The sequence below is a fragment of the Thalassoglobus neptunius genome (assembly GCF_007859735.1).
GTDB lineage: Bacteria > Planctomycetota > Planctomycetia > Planctomycetales > Planctomycetaceae > Thalassoglobus > Thalassoglobus neptunius.
The window spans coordinates 20689-36734 of sequence record NZ_SIHI01000032.1 but is presented as its reverse complement, the minus strand read 5'-3'; the positions used below and the strand labels follow the sequence as shown (position 1 = coordinate 36734).

The 16046-nt window shown below is 52.2% G+C and carries 11 protein-coding genes; 7 read left to right on the top strand and 4 right to left on the bottom strand.

The annotated features are described in order from the left end of the window. Window positions 1–277: 277 nt before the first annotated feature. The 3 genes from KOR42_RS21190 to KOR42_RS21180 form a co-directional block, all read right to left on the bottom strand. Window positions 278–586 (bottom strand): hypothetical protein, encoded by a 309-nt coding sequence (locus KOR42_RS21190; protein ID WP_146511835.1) that lies wholly within the window; start codon window positions 584–586, stop codon window positions 278–280. Between the two features lie 148 nt (window positions 587–734). After that, entirely contained in the window at window positions 735–1361 is a 627-nt protein-coding gene (locus tag KOR42_RS21185) for a hypothetical protein (RefSeq protein ID WP_146511834.1), read from the bottom strand. Window positions 1362–1504: 143 nt separating this feature from the next. Continuing rightward, a complete protein-coding gene (locus tag KOR42_RS21180; protein WP_146511833.1) occupies window positions 1505–2350 on the bottom strand; it encodes a glycosyltransferase family 2 protein in 846 nt (281 codons plus the stop codon). Between the two features lie 373 nt (window positions 2351–2723). On the opposite strand from KOR42_RS21180, the gene KOR42_RS21175 reads away from it, so the two are divergent. Together KOR42_RS21175 and KOR42_RS21170 are read left to right on the top strand one after the other, a co-directional pair. Further along, complete coding sequence (locus KOR42_RS21175; protein WP_146511832.1) at window positions 2724–3866, top strand: aldose 1-epimerase family protein; 1143 nt, start codon at window positions 2724–2726, stop codon at window positions 3864–3866. 23 nt (window positions 3867–3889) lie between these two features. Continuing rightward, complete coding sequence (locus tag KOR42_RS21170; protein WP_146511831.1) at window positions 3890–7543, top strand: [protein-PII] uridylyltransferase family protein; 3654 nt, start codon at window positions 3890–3892, stop codon at window positions 7541–7543. On the opposite strand, the gene KOR42_RS21165 is transcribed toward KOR42_RS21170, so the two are convergent. After that, window positions 7495–9300, bottom strand: a complete 1806-nt coding sequence (locus tag KOR42_RS21165) for a hypothetical protein (protein WP_146511830.1) — start codon at window positions 9298–9300, stop codon at window positions 7495–7497. The two genes, KOR42_RS21170 and KOR42_RS21165, sit on opposite strands and share 49 nt — an antisense overlap. Before the next feature lie 375 nt (window positions 9301–9675). Here KOR42_RS21165 and KOR42_RS21160 point away from each other — a divergent pair, with 375 nt between their 5' ends. The 5 genes from KOR42_RS21160 (at window position 9676) to KOR42_RS21140 (ending at window position 16021) form a co-directional block, all read left to right on the top strand. Continuing rightward, window positions 9676–10596 carry an NAD(P)-dependent oxidoreductase gene (locus KOR42_RS21160; RefSeq protein ID WP_146511829.1) on the top strand — a complete coding sequence of 307 codons (921 nt, stop codon included), beginning with the start codon at window positions 9676–9678 and terminating at the stop codon, window positions 10594–10596. An 83-nt stretch (window positions 10597–10679) separates the two neighbouring features. Next, complete coding sequence (locus KOR42_RS26910) at window positions 10680–12644, top strand: sialate O-acetylesterase (RefSeq protein ID WP_197441422.1); 1965 nt, start codon at window positions 10680–10682, stop codon at window positions 12642–12644. A gap of 53 nt (window positions 12645–12697) precedes the next feature. Then, window positions 12698–13912, top strand: coding sequence for an aminotransferase class V-fold PLP-dependent enzyme (locus tag KOR42_RS21150; protein ID WP_146511828.1), 1215 nt, complete (start codon window positions 12698–12700; stop codon window positions 13910–13912). Between the two features lie 114 nt (window positions 13913–14026). Beyond that, window positions 14027–15376 carry a ribosome biogenesis GTPase Der gene (gene der, locus KOR42_RS21145; protein WP_146511827.1) on the top strand — a complete coding sequence of 450 codons (1350 nt, stop codon included), beginning with the start codon at window positions 14027–14029 and terminating at the stop codon, window positions 15374–15376. A 237-nt stretch (window positions 15377–15613) separates the two neighbouring features. Next, entirely contained in the window at window positions 15614–16021 is a 408-nt protein-coding gene (locus KOR42_RS21140) for a hypothetical protein (protein ID WP_146511826.1), read from the top strand. The last annotated feature ends 25 nt before the right edge of the window (window positions 16022–16046 follow it).

Sequence of the window (16046 nt, the reverse complement as noted above, 5' to 3'; positions counted from 1 at the left end):
ATCAGTTCAAACAAATGGTGAAAACCAAAAGTCTGAACACCTGACAACAAGTGATCATCTGGGCGCTACGCTTTTATTCCGTCACACCCTCTCCGTCGAGCGCTACGTTTTCTGACCGATGTCTACATTCGGGTTCGCACGATGCGCGATATTTCGCAAATGCTGTTTCAATGTCTCTGATTCAAAGAGCGTGGCACACCCTTCGTCGAGCCATCTTTCAATGGGGTGCCCGACAAGTGCCGCGCGCACGAGATGATCGACCTCGTGCGGAATGACGTCAGTGACCATCGCTTGCCGAGTTCCACTCACGACCATGCGGGGATTGCGGACTCCCTGTTCCGTGAACTCGAATCGTGTCGTGCCACCCCCCGGTGTGATTCGCGAAATCCAGTGTCAGATGACATGGCGGAGCCCAGGACTTCCGAAGCGGCTCGCCCGTCCAGAATGTTGAAGAACGGAGTCGCGACTGTTCCGCAATCTGAAGTGCCGATGAATCTGTGCACTCAAAATTTCGGGCCTCACAAGTCGAGGAAGAAATGATCTCCAGCAGGAGGACGCCGGTGATCATGTCGATGGCGGATTGCATAAGATTCATGCTCCAGCGAGATCGCATTTCCAATCCTCGGTCAGCATCGATTTGCACGACGAAAGCAGAACTCATCGAGAGAGAACGAGCTCACGCGGGGATAGAGAAGCGATGACAATGTTCTCGGGAAAGCACAGGCGGATCGCGATCAACGGTGAGATTCGTTGTCAAACCGCGTGTGCCATTCGTATTTCCCAAGCCGGACGAGTGTGCGAAGCAGTCGTCCAGGGTTGTAGCGTCCAGGAATCGCGTGGTTCATTCTGTTCAAACGCATGGTCACGGCGGAAACGAGTTCCGAACAGAACAATTCGTTCAGCCGAGTTTCAGGGAAGATGCGCGTCAGCTGCAGAAATCGTGTTCCGGAAAGCAGAGCCCCGGAAAGATCGTACTCGATCGACTTTTTGAGAAACTGTTCGACCAGAATTTCCGACAACAGCCGACTCTCATCGGGAGTCAGTCGATTCATCGCGGTCAGGCGGTACACGTCAACGTGACCACCTTCCTCGATGTAATTTCGAATCCGATCAGCGGGACGGTGGGCTTGGGTTCCACTGAGCTGGCGTCCCTGAATCAGGCAGGGAGTGGAGCACATGGTTGTGCTTTCCACCCAGATATTCGTGCCGTGGTGCTGGCACATGACCGCGACGTGAGAAGGTCCAAGCCGAAGCCGCTGCGGGGCAAAGAGTGAAGCGGTTCCGTAGGTGATAAACTTGCTCGTCCAATCGCTTCCGTAACAGGCAGCGATGTCTCCGGGAAGCCAGTCAAAGTCATCCATGTCAGTCTCTGATCGGTTTAAGGCGAAGTCTCTTCACCTCTACAGACCAGGTCGCGCGATGACGAAGTATTCACTGACGTTCAAACGATCGAGATCCCACAGACGATCTCGGTTGCGCGATCAGATTCCAACTGGCAATGGTTCTACTGAAACAGCCCGTATCGAACGATGCAATACAGCGCTTTAAATCCATCACGAACACCGATTTTCTTACCCTGTTCGTAAGTTCGACCGCTGTAGCTGACGGAAATTTCGTAAATCCGGCAGTTCATTCGGGCGACCTTTGCCGTGATTTCCGGTTCAATCCCGAATCGTTGTTGCTGCAATGTCGGCCACAGTTTCGCCATGACATCTTTCGAGAATAGCTTGTAGCAGGTCTCCATGTCAGTAAGATTCAAATTCGTGAACGCATTGGAAAGTGTTGTCAGAAACTTGTTTCCCAGATAGTGCCAGTAGTAAAGCACGCGATGGGGTTGGTCTCCCAGAAACCGACTTCCGAAAACAACATCCGCTCGACCATCCACGATCGGTTGCAGGAGACGCGGAATTTCGGCCGGATCGTATTCGAGATCCGCATCTTGGATGATGATCACATCACCTGATGCTTTCGAGAACCCTGTCGTGACGGCGGCGCCTTTTCCACGATTCTTCTCATGGAAGTGAACCTGAATCTGGTTCATCTCATCGCTCAGTTCTCGATCCCGATACGACTCGAGAAGATCGCGCGTTCCGTCCTGGCTGCAATCATCGACCAAGACGATCTCTTTCGGAATCGGGACAGCCCGAACTCTTTCTAAAAGAACCGGAAGCGTTTCTCGCTCATTGTAGACTGGGATGACGACAGACAATCGAAAGCCATCGGGAATCGCATACAGCCCAAGTTGTCGACAGGCTGCCTCACCGAGGACAGACTTGCGCTCCTGGTACCATTCCTGAGAATAGGCGGAAGCGTCGGACGAAGTCGGGGCATCTTGATCGTTGTTCGGCATGCCAGATACTTGAATTCTCAGGATGTGACGAGTGCGATGAGTGGCTATTCGAGTGAACGGAACGCTTCTTGAATCGAACCCACCGTGACTGTTGAGAGTACGCACATGACAAATTGTAGCTGGTTTCTTCCTGGAGTGAATGCTCCCGTGATTCTCGACGGGGCTTTGTCAAGATTGCCGATGCCCAGTTCGGTTTTTGTCGTTTCGGAAAGAGATCTCGGAGGCGTGCAGCCCGCATATTCGTTAATTTCAGTGAATCCAAACTGCTGACTGTTTTCTCCATCGCTCAGGCGGGACATCACTCCCCTGTGTCGATAGATTGAAACCTCCATTCCTGACAAGTGTTGGTCCAGAGAGATGAAGGAATTTGTCGATGTCCGCTGATTTGAGATCTGACTCTGTCTGCCTCGGTGGGAGCGCGCCCGGAGCTGAGTTGCCTTGGGAAGTTCTGCAGACACGAATGACCGATGGCCTCTCTGCGGGTGTCGAAGTGATCGAAGTTCGCAACGGAGTCTTCAGCTGCAACGTCCTTCCGACGCGCGGGATGGGAATCTGGACCGCACACTTCGGTGAGACTCGATTCGGGTGGGATTCCCCAGTGAAATCTCCAGTCAATCCAGCTTTTGTCAATTTGAAGAGCCGAAACGGATTGGGATGGCTCGATGGCTTCAATGAGTTGCTGTGTCGCTGTGGCCTCTCGTTCAATGGACCTCCCGGGATCGATGAGGGGAATCCGAGTCCAATCGAATCAGACCTCACGCTTCACGGTAAGATCGCCAATCTGCCCGCGCATTCGGTCGAGATGATTTCGAATGAAAACGAGATTGGAGTTCGAGGGATTGTTGACGAGTCGACTCTCTTCGGGCCTCAACTCCGGCTGGAGTCGTCGATCACCTCTCCGCTGGGATCGTCGGAAATTCGAGTTCGTGATGTCGTGACGAACCTTGGCTCCGCGCCGACGGAATTGCAGCTGCTGTATCACATCAATCTGGGAACTCCGATTCTCGGGGAAGGAGCGAAATTCGCCTGTCCCGCGAGCAAAGTGATCCCTCGCGATGCAAGAGCCGCTGAGGATGCGAGCGGATATCTTGAGTACCTCGCTCCCACTTCCGGTTACAGCGAGCAGGTTTATTTCCACGAGACATTGACGAACTCTTCCGGGGAGTCGCTCGCGATGATTCAAAATTCGTCCGGAGACTGCGGGCTAAGCTTGCGATTCAACAAAGAACAATTGCCGTGTTTTTCTCAATGGAAATGCACTCAAGCACTCAGTGATGGATATGTCACTGGAATTGAACCGGCGACGAATTACCCCAATTTTAAATCATTCGAAAGAGAGCAGGGGCGCGTTGTTAAACTCGGTGCCGGAGAAAGTTATACGATCGATCTGGTTCTAAATGTGCTCATTGATCAGGAACATGTTGAAGAAGCACGAAAAGAGATCGAAACAATTCAAGGTGGCAATAGCTGCGAAGTCATGTTATCGCCTCAGCTGCAGTATTGCTCATCCGAATAACTGGTCACGGATCACGTTTCCATATGATTGACGCGAACACTTCCCAGTTGATTCTCGATTCGGACATTGAACTCTCCGAACAGCTCGTTGAGGAAATTGAGCCGGTTGGATTCGAGCGGATCGATGTCGCGATCGACCGCTTGAGGTCCGTTCCCGAATCCGACGTTCAACGGAATCTTCTCGCCGAGATTCTGCCCGGGCTTCTTTTTTCGCTTTCTGAGACACCCGATCCTGATCGTTCGGTGCTGAACTTTCAGAGATTCTTAAAATCAGTCGACGATCGTGAAACGCTTCTACGAACACTGTCTCGTGAACCGAGGACCGTTGAAATTTTGCTCAGGCTCTTCGTGGGAAGCCAGTTTTTAACGGAGATTCTGGTCCGCCAGCCGGATGCACTTCAGCGCTTGACTGAACACAAGCGCATGGCGGAATTTAAGAGTCGCGAAGAGTTTATAGAGCAGGGCCGAAGTGCTTGTTTGAGTGCAAAAAATGTCAACGAGCTAAAACTTAAGCTGCGAAGTTTTCAGCAATGGGAACTCTTGCGGATCGCTGCCTGTGATACGTTCGGGCTCATGGATCTTAGAACGGTCACGCGACAGCTTTCACTCCTGGCTGACGCGATTGTTCAAGTCTCGCTTGAAGGGCTCTCTCAACTCGAAGGTTATGATGTTGAACACATCGCGGTGATCGCGTTCGGAAAACTTGGAGGTGCCGAACTGAATTACAGTTCGGACATCGACCTTGTCTTCGTTTGCGATTCCCATGCGGAGAAATATTGGACACTGGGACAAAAGCTCATCAATGTCCTTTCAGAGTTCACCGATCTCGGGTTTCTCTATCGTGTTGACATGAGGCTTCGCCCTTGGGGAAGCTCCGGACCGCTCGTCACAACGATTGATTCTTACGTTGATTATTTTGAGCGGCATAGCCAGCTTTGGGAACGTCAGGCACTTCTCAAGGCTCGAACAATTGCCGGCCGTTATTCGCTGGGTGACGAACTCCTCGAGCGGCTTCGATTCTCGGCGTTTGATGTCGAAGCGGAAGCCGTTCGCCAATCGATCGCTTCCGCAAAAGCGAAAATCGAAAGCAAAATCAGCCAGCACGGGCGCAAGTTCGGTGAAGTCAAAAGTGGACCGGGCGGAATTCGCGATATCGAATTTCTCGTTCAGTCGCTGCAACTCATACATGGCAAATCGAAGCCGTTCATCCGCACCGGAGGAACGATCGAAGGACTGATTCGCCTGTCAGAAGCGGATCTGATTCACGCTCAAGAGTATCGCACGTTGAGCACCGCGTACATGATGTTGCGAACGATCGAGCATTCACTTCAGCTGATGCACAATCAGGCGGAACGATTTCTGCCTGAGTCAGGACGTGAGCTCGCTTACCTGGCGCGACGACTCGACTTTCCGAATGAGGACTTGTTCGTCGAGCAGTTTCGCCAACACACTCAGGCGGTCTCTCGCATCTTCCGTAAGCATCTCTCTAAAGAGAACACCGAGAAAGCTCCATCGAAGGTCGACGAGGAAGATCATTCGAAATCCGAGATCGTCAGCTCGGGAAGTGATCGATTTGCCAACGTTCCGCCGGTGTCGACAATTCGCAGGCTGGTGCAAGAGTTTCAGGACAGCGGAACAGTCGCGATTGATGTCCGGGAGGAAGACGCGTCAAGCTACGATATTTATTTGCTTGCAAGCAATTTGCAGGTCAATCTGCCAACGATTTGCGGGATGCTGTTTTCCGAAGAATTCGATATTACCTCCGCTGACGTGGTTCCCCTCAACGAAGCACTCTCGAAAACTGAGTCCACTGACTTAAAACTAAAGGCGGATGTGCGATCTGGTTTGTTTGTTGCATCCTTTCGGATTGCCAGTACTCAACAACAGGAGAGCGATAACAACCCGCAGAGATTAAAGAACCTGACTTCTCAGCTACGCGAATTTATTGAAGAGGGACGCGCTGATGATGGCCGGGCTGTTCAGAGTCTTCTCATTCGAAGGCTCGCGAAAACCATTCGCCAGCAAAAAAGAGCGATGGACCCCATCCTCCCGGTCGAAGTGATTTTCGAACAGGATGAGCAGTCGCCGTCCACGATTCTCCAAATTCGAGCGGAGGACGTGCCCGGCTTCCTCTATGAGTTAACAAGCGCCATCCATGCGAGCGGTCTTTTTATTGATAAAATGGAAGTTCGAACCCGAGGTCATCGGGTGTTCGATACGTTTTATGTACGGGATGGAGCTGGCGGGGATCTGCTCGATGAAGAGCGGCGGATGCAGCTTAGAGCAGCGGTCGTGCTTATTAAACATTTTACCCATCTCTTGCCACAGGCTCCTCACCCGGCGGCCGCGCTAACGCACTTTCGGCAGTTGCTCGATAATCTCTTTCAACAGCCGGATTGGTTAAATCAACTAAAAACACTCGAGAATCCGGAAGTGCTGTCTGCGATTACGCAGCTTCTCGGAGTCAGCGATTTTCTCTGGGAAGATTTTCTGCGGATTCAACACGAAAACCTATTCCCCGTTGTTACGGACATCTCCGGGCTGCAGGTTTCGTATCATAAGACGGACTTGGTGAATGAACTGAACTATTTTCTGCTGGCAGGAGACGAGTCGCGACGGATTGACATTCTCAACGAGTTCAAAGACCGGGCCATGATGCGTGTTGATATGCGTCACATTCTCGGGCTGCAGGATCGTTTCGGGATGTTTTCCCTTGAATTGACTTCCGTCGCGGAAACAGTTGTTGCAGCTGCGCTCGCGATGTGCGAAGAGGATTTGCAAAATAGTTATGGACATCCAGTGAACGACGAGGGAGTTCCGAGTCGGCTCACTGTTTGTGCTTTGGGGAAATGTGGCGGTCAGGAGTTAGGGTATGCTTCTGATATTGAGTTAATGTTTATCTACGATTCGGAAGGCCTTACGACCGGGCCCGATCAAATATCGGCGGTCGATTATTATCAACGGCTCATTCAAACGTTTCAGAAGTCGATTTACTCTCGCCAGAAACGGATCTTCGAGATCGATCTTCGGCTGCGGCCTTATGGGAACGCAGGTAGTCTTGCCGTCTCTCGCGAGGCATTCGAGAAGTATTTCGGATTGCATGGACCCGCTTGGCCGTATGAACGACAGGCACTCGTCAAATTAAGACCGATTGCAGGCGACACCGGTTTCGGGGAAGAGATCGTTCAATTACGAGACAACTTGATTTACATCGGTGCGCCATTCGACATTGCATCAATGAGAGCAATGCGCGAGAAACAGATTCGTCAGCTGGTTCAACCGGGAACATTTCATGCGAAGTTGAGTCCGGGAGGACTTGTCGATTGTGAATACTTCGTTCAGGGGATGCAGATGACGTTCGGCCATCGTCATCCGGCGATTCGACTTCCGAATACACGTGAAGCCATGAAAGGCCTCGAACAAGCGGGGATACTGTCCATCGACGAACGTCTGAGCCTCCGTGATGCGTACCGCTTTCTACGAAGACTCATTGATGCGATGCGGATTGTGCGCGGAGATGCCAGCGATCTTGCCATTCCAGCATTCGGAACTGATCAGTTTGAATTTCTTGCCCGTCGCTTAAACATGGAGAACCTGCAACTTCATGAAGAGATCGAGCGGCATACATGTCAGGTTGTTGACATGGTGATTTCATTCGAAGATTTCATCGCCCGGTGACGAATGTTATCGTTCGAGAGGATCGCCGTTGCAGTCTGTTCGGAATCGGGTTCCGTCGGGTTTTGGGAGTTGTCCAGAAACGCAGGCCAGGGAGTCACGCCGTTTGCGGTTTCAGGTCGATTCGCGTTTTCGGAACTGGCGAGCATGACATCGGAATATTGACTGGCAAGGAAATCACGCCGGCCCCAGATTTCGGCGAGTTCATCCTGATAGATTCGAACCCAATCTTCGGAATGGTCGTTCATGGTCGATAGCGTCGGTTGCTGCAATCGACTGATCACGAACAATTCGGGATCGTGAAACGTGAGTGCCCGGTCTTTCGAAATTGGTTCCGAGTTTTGGCTGCGATACCGCTTTCCCTCGTAGTTCTCCCCAAAGAAGAAGTCGAAGTAAACATCGATCACTTCCTGCGGGTAACACGTGCGGAAACGTCCATCAATTCCAACGGTCGAATTCAGCTGTTCGTGGGCGAAGAATCCAATGGCGTATTGAGCCCAATTGAACGTGACAACGGTTCGGCCTTCGAGGCGATTCTCAGCGAGAAATCGAAACGCCTGGACCGGGTACCGGGAATGCGGAACGTTTAAAGTTCGAATCTTTGGCCAGAGCAAGCAACCAACTGCGACCAGCCACAATGACAAAAAGATGCTCGTGAGGGCGGTTGGCAACTTGGAGTTCCAACGAACATTCGGCGAAATCGATTGGCTCTTGATCGTTGCCAGACGTTGCCGAACATCATCGCGAAAGCTTTCCCAGACGGTGTTGAGGTCCGTTGAAAACCAACTTGCCCACGTGATTGCCAGGAGTGGCAAGTGTCGAATGTGTGTGGCAGATTGCCAGATGACCAACGCGAGAACAATCCACTTCGCCCAGTCTTTCAGGGAAGTATTCGAAACGACAAACAGCATCGATGTGATGACCACCCAAAATCCAATGACTTCGGGGGAGGCGCTCAACAGAGGTGTCGCTTCCCAGTCTTCGATTTCCGGTCGAGGAACTTCGAGTGCGTTGAGCAACCAGAGATGAAGGTCCATGCCATACGGATTGAAGAGGGTCGCCATCCAGACAGAAGAAGCGACTCCAAGCAATCCGAAGACTGTTTTCCAGGGGAGGTCTCGAAGATTTGTTGCTGAGCGCCAATTGGAAGCAAGCACGGTGATCGCCTGAATTCCAAGAAATGCCGCAGAGACACAAATCCCCGCGACAAAACTTCCGTGAGTATTGGCCCACACAGCTGCGAGTGGAATCAGTGCGAGCAGCCACTCAAACCGGATCGATTGCGATTCCTTCGGACGCATCGACTGGTTCAGGCAGACAGCCATGATGGCGTACATCAGATAGCCAATAATTTGCGGTCGATAGTGCCAGTGGAATTTCAGCATGCACGCAACGGTGAGGCAGATCAACGCTGTGACGAACGGATGGACTCCCTGAGATCGTGCGTTCCACCAAAGCGTTCCGATCAGAGCCCAGCCGATCAGCAATTTTCCGAATGTGAGCCCCAGGATTCCGATGTTGTCGTAGGCGGCAGCCATCGCAAGTTCGGCAAGATTTTCGTGGTTGATCCACGGCGTCCCGACGGATGTGAACGTCCACGTCGCTGTCCGTGGAATTGTTCCCGTCGCGAGAATCTCTCGTCCATATTGCACGTGCCCCCATAAGTCCGGGTCAGCAAAGTCCATCGCCATGATCAGGCTGCACGAACTGAGAATCGCGAGACCAAACAACCATTGCACGAGGGCATGTGGAGTGCCCACTGTTCGTACGTCAGGTGTTGATGAGGACGGCTGCATCGATTGAGAGGATTGAGAGGCTCGTTCGCGAGTGAGTCATGACTTGGTCGTGTGAAAGTTAGCTCATGTTTCCCCTCGATGATTCGACGTGTTGAAAAAAACGACAAGCTCACATATTCGCCAAAGACCTACCGACCCGGTTCGTGTGGGATGCTGTCTGGGCAAGGCAATATTCGCCGGGATCGAGTGCGGCGCACCAGTGTCTTGGGACACCTGCTCATTCGTAGGATGCTCGAAGGTGTCATCGACAGTGGCGATCGATATACTTTCGTCCATTGACGAGGTGTCTCACTTCCGTATTGGCACGAAAAGATTTGACGATTCAGGAGAGAATTCAAGATGGCAGTTGCTTCGATTGTACCGGGTGAAACACGGATTGGCTGGATTGGCACTGGAGTGATGGGCTCAAGCATGTGTGGCCATTTGCTGGCCAAAGGGTTCTCCGCAACCGTTTTCACACGTTCGCGTGAGAAAGCGAAGGGCCTGTTGGATCAGGGAGCGACCTGGGCCGATTCTCCGAAAGCTGTCGCTGAGAATTCCGATGTCATTTTCGCCATCGTTGGGTTTCCTTCGGATGTTCGCGAAGTGTTCCTCGGGGAAGATGGAGCTTTGGCGGGATCCAAAGAAGGGAATATTCTGGTCGATATGACAACCAGCGAACCTTCACTCGCTGTCGAAATCGCTGAACAGGCGAAAGAAAAAGGTGTTCACTCTGTCGACGCCCCAGTTTCGGGTGGAGACGTCGGAGCGAAGGAAGCACGTCTGTCGATCATGATCGGCGGAGACGAAGATGTCGTCAACGCGCTGCAACCGGCGTGGGAAGCGATGGGGAAAACGATTGTGCATCAAGGGCCTGCCGGAGCCGGTCAGCACACCAAAATGGTCAACCAAACGCTGATTTCGTCGATGATGATCGGAGTTTGCGAGGCGCTGCTTTACGGCTACAAGGCTGGCCTTGATCTCGAAACTGTAATGAAGTCGGTCTCGACCGGAGCAGCGGGAAGCTGGTCACTTTCGAATCTTGGGCCACGGATCATGGCCAACAACTTCGATCCCGGATTCTTCGTCGAGCACTTCATTAAAGACATGGGAATCGCGCTGGCAGAGAGCCGTCGAATGGGGCTTTCGATGCCGGGGTTGGCGTTGGCAGAACAACTCTATCAGTCAGTCAAAGCGAACGGTTGGGGCAAGAATGGAACTCATGCTCTGATGCTTGCTCTGGCAGAAATGTCCGGAGTTGACTGGATCAATCGCAAGTAAGAGTTGGCAATTCGTTCTTCCCGGCGAAGTCGGAGTGATTTCGCCGGGAGCGATGCCCAAACGTTCTGAAACAGGCAACGAAGATGGCTGAAAGACTTGCTGCCGCGCGAGTGATTGTTCTGTTTGTACTCGCGTTTCTTTTATCGCCAACGCTCGTCCGGGGACAGATTGGAGATGTCTCGAACAAGGACGACGTACACTTATTCCTGCTGATTGGGCAGTCGAACATGGCTGGGCGGGGCAGGGTCATGCCATCGGATGAGACGCCTCATCCTCGTGTCTTCATGTTCAATAAAGACAAGGAGTGGGTTCCGGCGATCGATCCGCTTCACTTCGACAAACCGAAAATCGCTGGAGTGGGACTCGGGAAAACGTTCGGGATCGAAATCGCTCACGACAATCCGAAGATCGCTGTAGGCTTGATCCCATGTGCGGTTGGCGGGTCGTCGATCACTACGTGGGAGCCGGGAATACTCCACGAGTCAACGAAGTCCCATCCCTGGGATGATGCAATCTCCCGTGCGAAGGCGGCGCTCCAGTCCGGCACGTTGAAGGGCATTCTGTGGCATCAGGGAGAATCTGATTCGAACGCGAAACGAAGCGATTCCTACCAATCGGATCTTCAGGATTTGATTGAGCGAATCCGTACCGAGTTGAATGCGGAAGAGGTCCCTTTTCTCATTGGGCAGTTGGGACAATTCGAAGAACGACCATGGAATGAGTACCGCCAACAGGTCGACGCTGCGCATCGTTCTCAAATCGAGTTGCATGAAAACAACGCGTTCGTTTCCTCATACGGGTTGAAGCACAAAGGGGATGAAACGCACTTTGATACCGATTCGTATCGAGAATTTGGCCGTCGATATGCAGATGCGTATCGAAAACTGACTGAGGCCGACCGTCCTGATGTTTCGCAAATGCCTTTTCAGATCGAGCGGATCATTGCACATCAAGGTTTCGACAAGCAGACGTGCTGGGTTCATGCTCGGGCGGGAGTCATTCCTCCTGAAGTCGAAGGCAGTTCCGACTCGCATCCGGAAGTCGTTCTGACAACTCAGGCCCTGGAATTGACGGGATCAGATGTCTTCCACGCGATCCATACCTCGCGCTCGACGGATGGTGGAGCGATATGGACACCGCTCGTGGCGGATTCGGACTTTGAACGCGAACATCTGAGCGAGAACATCGAGCAGACGGTCTGTGATTTCACTCCTGCCTGGCACGCAGCGACGAAGACCTTGCTCGGGATCGGTCATACAGTGGTTTACGAAAAGAACCGCGTTAAGAGAGTCCGGCCCCGCTCCACAGCTTACTCGGTCTTCGACCCCACGACCGGAGACTGGTCACCGTATCAGACTCTAAAACTTCCCGACGAACCGCGATTTCAGAATGCAGGAGCTGGCTCAGCGCAACGGCTCGATCTCCCCAACGGTGACATTCTGCTTCCGATCTATTTTAAGGAGCCATCGCAAAATCAGTTAAGCTCGACGGTTTGTCGCTGTCGTTTTGATGGAACCGATCTGACCTATCTCGAACATGGAAGCGAGATGACTGTCCCGATTAAACGCGGGCTGTATGAACCTTCGATCACTTCGTTTAACGGCAAGTTTTATCTGACGATGCGGAATGATAACGGTGCTTATGTGGCTGTCAGTGACGATGGGCTGAAATATTCAACGCCTCAATTGTGGCGTTTCGACGATGGAGAAGAGCTCGGCAGCTACAACACTCAGGCTCACTGGGTCTCGCATCCGAAGGGATTGTTTCTCGTCTACACTCGACGTGGATTAGACAACGACCACGTATTTCGGCATCGGGCTCCGCTCGTCATTGGTCGAGTCGATCCGGAGACACAACGAGTCATTCGCGCGACCGAACGAATTCTGGTCCCGGAGTATGGAGCGCGGCTCGGCAATTTCGGAATCACGGAAGTGAGCGAAGAGGAAACATGGGTGACTGTTGCGGAATGGATGCAACCAGTTGGAGTGGAAAAGTATGGGAGCAACAATCGGATCTGGGTCGCAAGACTCCTTTGGGAAGCTGATTGACATTCCGCAGACAACTCCGCTCAGCACATCCGACGTGAAGGTGAAATCCATCCATGACCACTGTCCCGCTTCCGCATCGTGAAGACTGGCCCGATTTCCGTCATCATTGGTCTATTGATCCCGACTGCATCTACTTGAATCACGGATCGTTCGGGCCTTCGCCGATCTGTGTTCAGGAGCGGCGTCGATCGCTGATTGACGAACTTGAATCGCAGCCGATGTCGTTTCTGGTTCGAAAACTCCCGGACTACTTTCAGGAGGCAGCTACGGCACTTGCATCATTTTTGAGATGCGAAGTCGACAGCATTGCGTTCGTGCCGAATGCGACCTCAGCGATGAATGTTGTCGCTCAGAATCTTGACCTGTCTCCCGATGACGAAGTTCTTCTGACGGATCATGAGTACGGGGCAGTCGTTCGAATCTGGGGGCAGCGATGTGCTCGCAGTGGAGCGAAAACAACTCGCGTTCGGTTGCCTGATCTGTTTGAAAATGATGACGAGATCGTGGAAGCGATCGCTGCGGCGGTCTCTCCCAAAACGAAAGTCCTGGTTGTCAGTCACGTCACATCCGCGACCGGGTTGATCCTTCCGATCCAGAAAATTTGCCGGGCGGCGAAAGAGCGAGGGTTGATCGTCGTCGTGGATGGGCCGCATGCACCAGCCATGGTAAATGTGAATTTGGAAGAGCTCGATTGCGATTTCTATTGCGCAAGCTGTCACAAGTGGATGAGTGCCGCGTTTGGATCTGGGTTTCTGTACGTTCGACGAAGATACAAACAGGGGCTGATGCCAACGGTGACGAGCTGGGGACGGAATCTCGATGGGAGAGAATTCAACTGGCGAGACGAATTTCACTGGCCGGGGACTGTCGATCCGACGACGTATCTGACCGTGGGGACAGCCATTTCGTTTCTTGAGGAAATCGGACTTCCGAGATTTCGGGAGCAGACACACTCTCTCGCGCAATACGCCCGCGTTCGTCTTCTCGAATTGACCGAGCGCAGCCCGCTATCGACCGATTCCGATCAATGGAACGGTTCCATGGTAACCGTTCCGATCGATGTTCCCATTCCGGAAAATTTGAAGCCCCACGACCCTCATCCGCTGCAACGGTTTCTCGCAAGTCAGGGCGTCGAAACACTCTTCGTGGACTGGCGAGGAGAATGTTATTTGCGAGTCTCATGCCATTTGTATAATTCTCCGGAGCAAATTGATCGACTGATCGAACTGCTTCTGGAATCGAAGATGCTTCAATCCAAAGGCGATTAAAGGACCTTTCCCGCAATTTCGTTCAGACGAAACCTGCGTCGGTCTTTCCAACGTGAAGTGTTGGACATACGATTGCGGATTCGTTTTCTCACATCTCTATCAATGTTTGCTGAAATGTCTATTCCTAAAGTCGCGATCGTTGGCCGTCCGAACGTCGGTAAAAGTTCAATTATGAACTGGCAAGCTGGCAAGCTTGTTTCCGTGGTCGACGCGACCGCGGGCGTGACGCGCGATCGTGTCGAATACCTGATGCATCATAAGGACCGGTATTTCGAGCTTGTCGATACCGGCGGAATTGGGATCGTTGATTCGGATGACCTGAGTGATGACATCGAAAAGCAGATCGATTTCGCACTGCAGGAAGCGGACTTGATTCTATTCGTGGTTGATGGACAGGCCGGTCTGACAGCTCTCGACAAACTCGTTTCCGAGCGTTTGCGGAAGATTGATGTTCCGAAGCTGGTGGTGGTGAATAAGTGTGATTCCATCAAAACGGACATGGAGATGTTCGAATTCGAAGGAATTGCAGACGGGCCGATGATTCAGACAAGCGTCAAAGGAAGCCGTCATCGTAAAGAGTTGATGGATAAAGTCGTCGAGTTGTTGCCCGATCCGGATGACAACGAATTCGAGCAGGGAACACGGTCGTCAGAAGTTCCTGAGTTGAAACTGGCAATCGTCGGAAGACGAAATGTTGGCAAGAGCACGTTTATCAATGCCCTTGCGGAAACCGACCGGATGATCGTGAGCGAAATCGCCGGGACGACGCGCGACAGCGTCGATATTCGCTTCGAACTCGACGAAAAAGCGTTCGTCGCGATTGATACTCCGGGAGTTCGAAAAAAGAAGAGTCTGGCGAACGATATCGAGTTTTACGGACTGGTTCGCGCTCAAAAAAGTATTCGGCGTGCCAATGTCGTGATGATGTTCTTTGACGCGAGTCAGCGGATTTCACGCGTCGACAAACAGCTCGTGGACGAGATCCTTGAGAGAACGAAGCCCTGCATCTTCGTAGTGAACAAGTGGGATCTCGGGCTGAATGAAGAGATGACGAGTGAGAAGTGGGCGGAGTATCTCTTCTCAACATTCTCGAGCTTAAGACACGTCCCGGTGGCATTTATTACGGCCCGGGATGGAAAGAATATCAAGCAGCTGATCAATCTCGCTCAGACGATTTACAAACAGTCGCGGATGCGGGTCTCCACCGGTCAGTTGAACCGGGTCGTTGACGAGGCATATAAGAACAACCCTCCCAAGTATCAGGCGAATCGCCGAGGCAAGATTTTCTTTGCCACACAGGTCGCGACCGAACCACCCACAATCGTATTGAAAGTGAACGACCCCAAGCTCTTCGATAAGAGTTGGAAGAGGTTTCTGATGGGGTATATGCGGGAAGCATTGCCGTTTAAGGAAGTCCCGCTTCGGCTTTATTTCCGCGGAAAAACCGGCAAGGACGAAGAATAATCCGTCAGGCTTTCGAAGCTTCTTGCACGACTCTTCAGGCGTGAAGCAATGTCCCTGTCGCTTCACGAGGGAAGCTTTCTTCTTCTGCCATCTGATTGAGATTTCTGTGCGCTCTTTCGCATGGCTTGCTCTTGGTCAACTCATTCACGAAGATCGAGCTCGTGCGTGGCATCGAAGAGCATGCCTGCGAAGCCATTTTGATTTCACACAGAAATCAATGATCTTCGGAAGGGTGCAATGAACTCAATTATCGACCGATCAGTAGGGACTGATCGACAGCGATCGAAGTACGTCAATCGACAGTCGATTTATCGATATGTGTCGATGGGCAATTCGTACGCGGTCTTTCGCGGGAGAACCGAGTTCTCGGAGATGCGGGTCATTTCTTTAGCGCTTCGAATTTCTTCTCTGGAGATTCTTCTGGACAGTTTTCCGTCGGATCTCGCCAGAACTTTTGTCGCCCTCAGTCTGGGTGATGCTGTGGCAACGAAATCTAAACCCGTTGCCATCGGTTTCGACGACAAAAGTCTTGGAGGAATTGACCGTGACAAGATTTTCGAGCGCAACACTGGCTCCACCAAAATCGACCACTATGCGGGGACTCTCTTCATGGTCCTCAATCAGCGAGAAGCGGACAGCCAGTGATTTGAATCCCCGAGGAAGAAACATC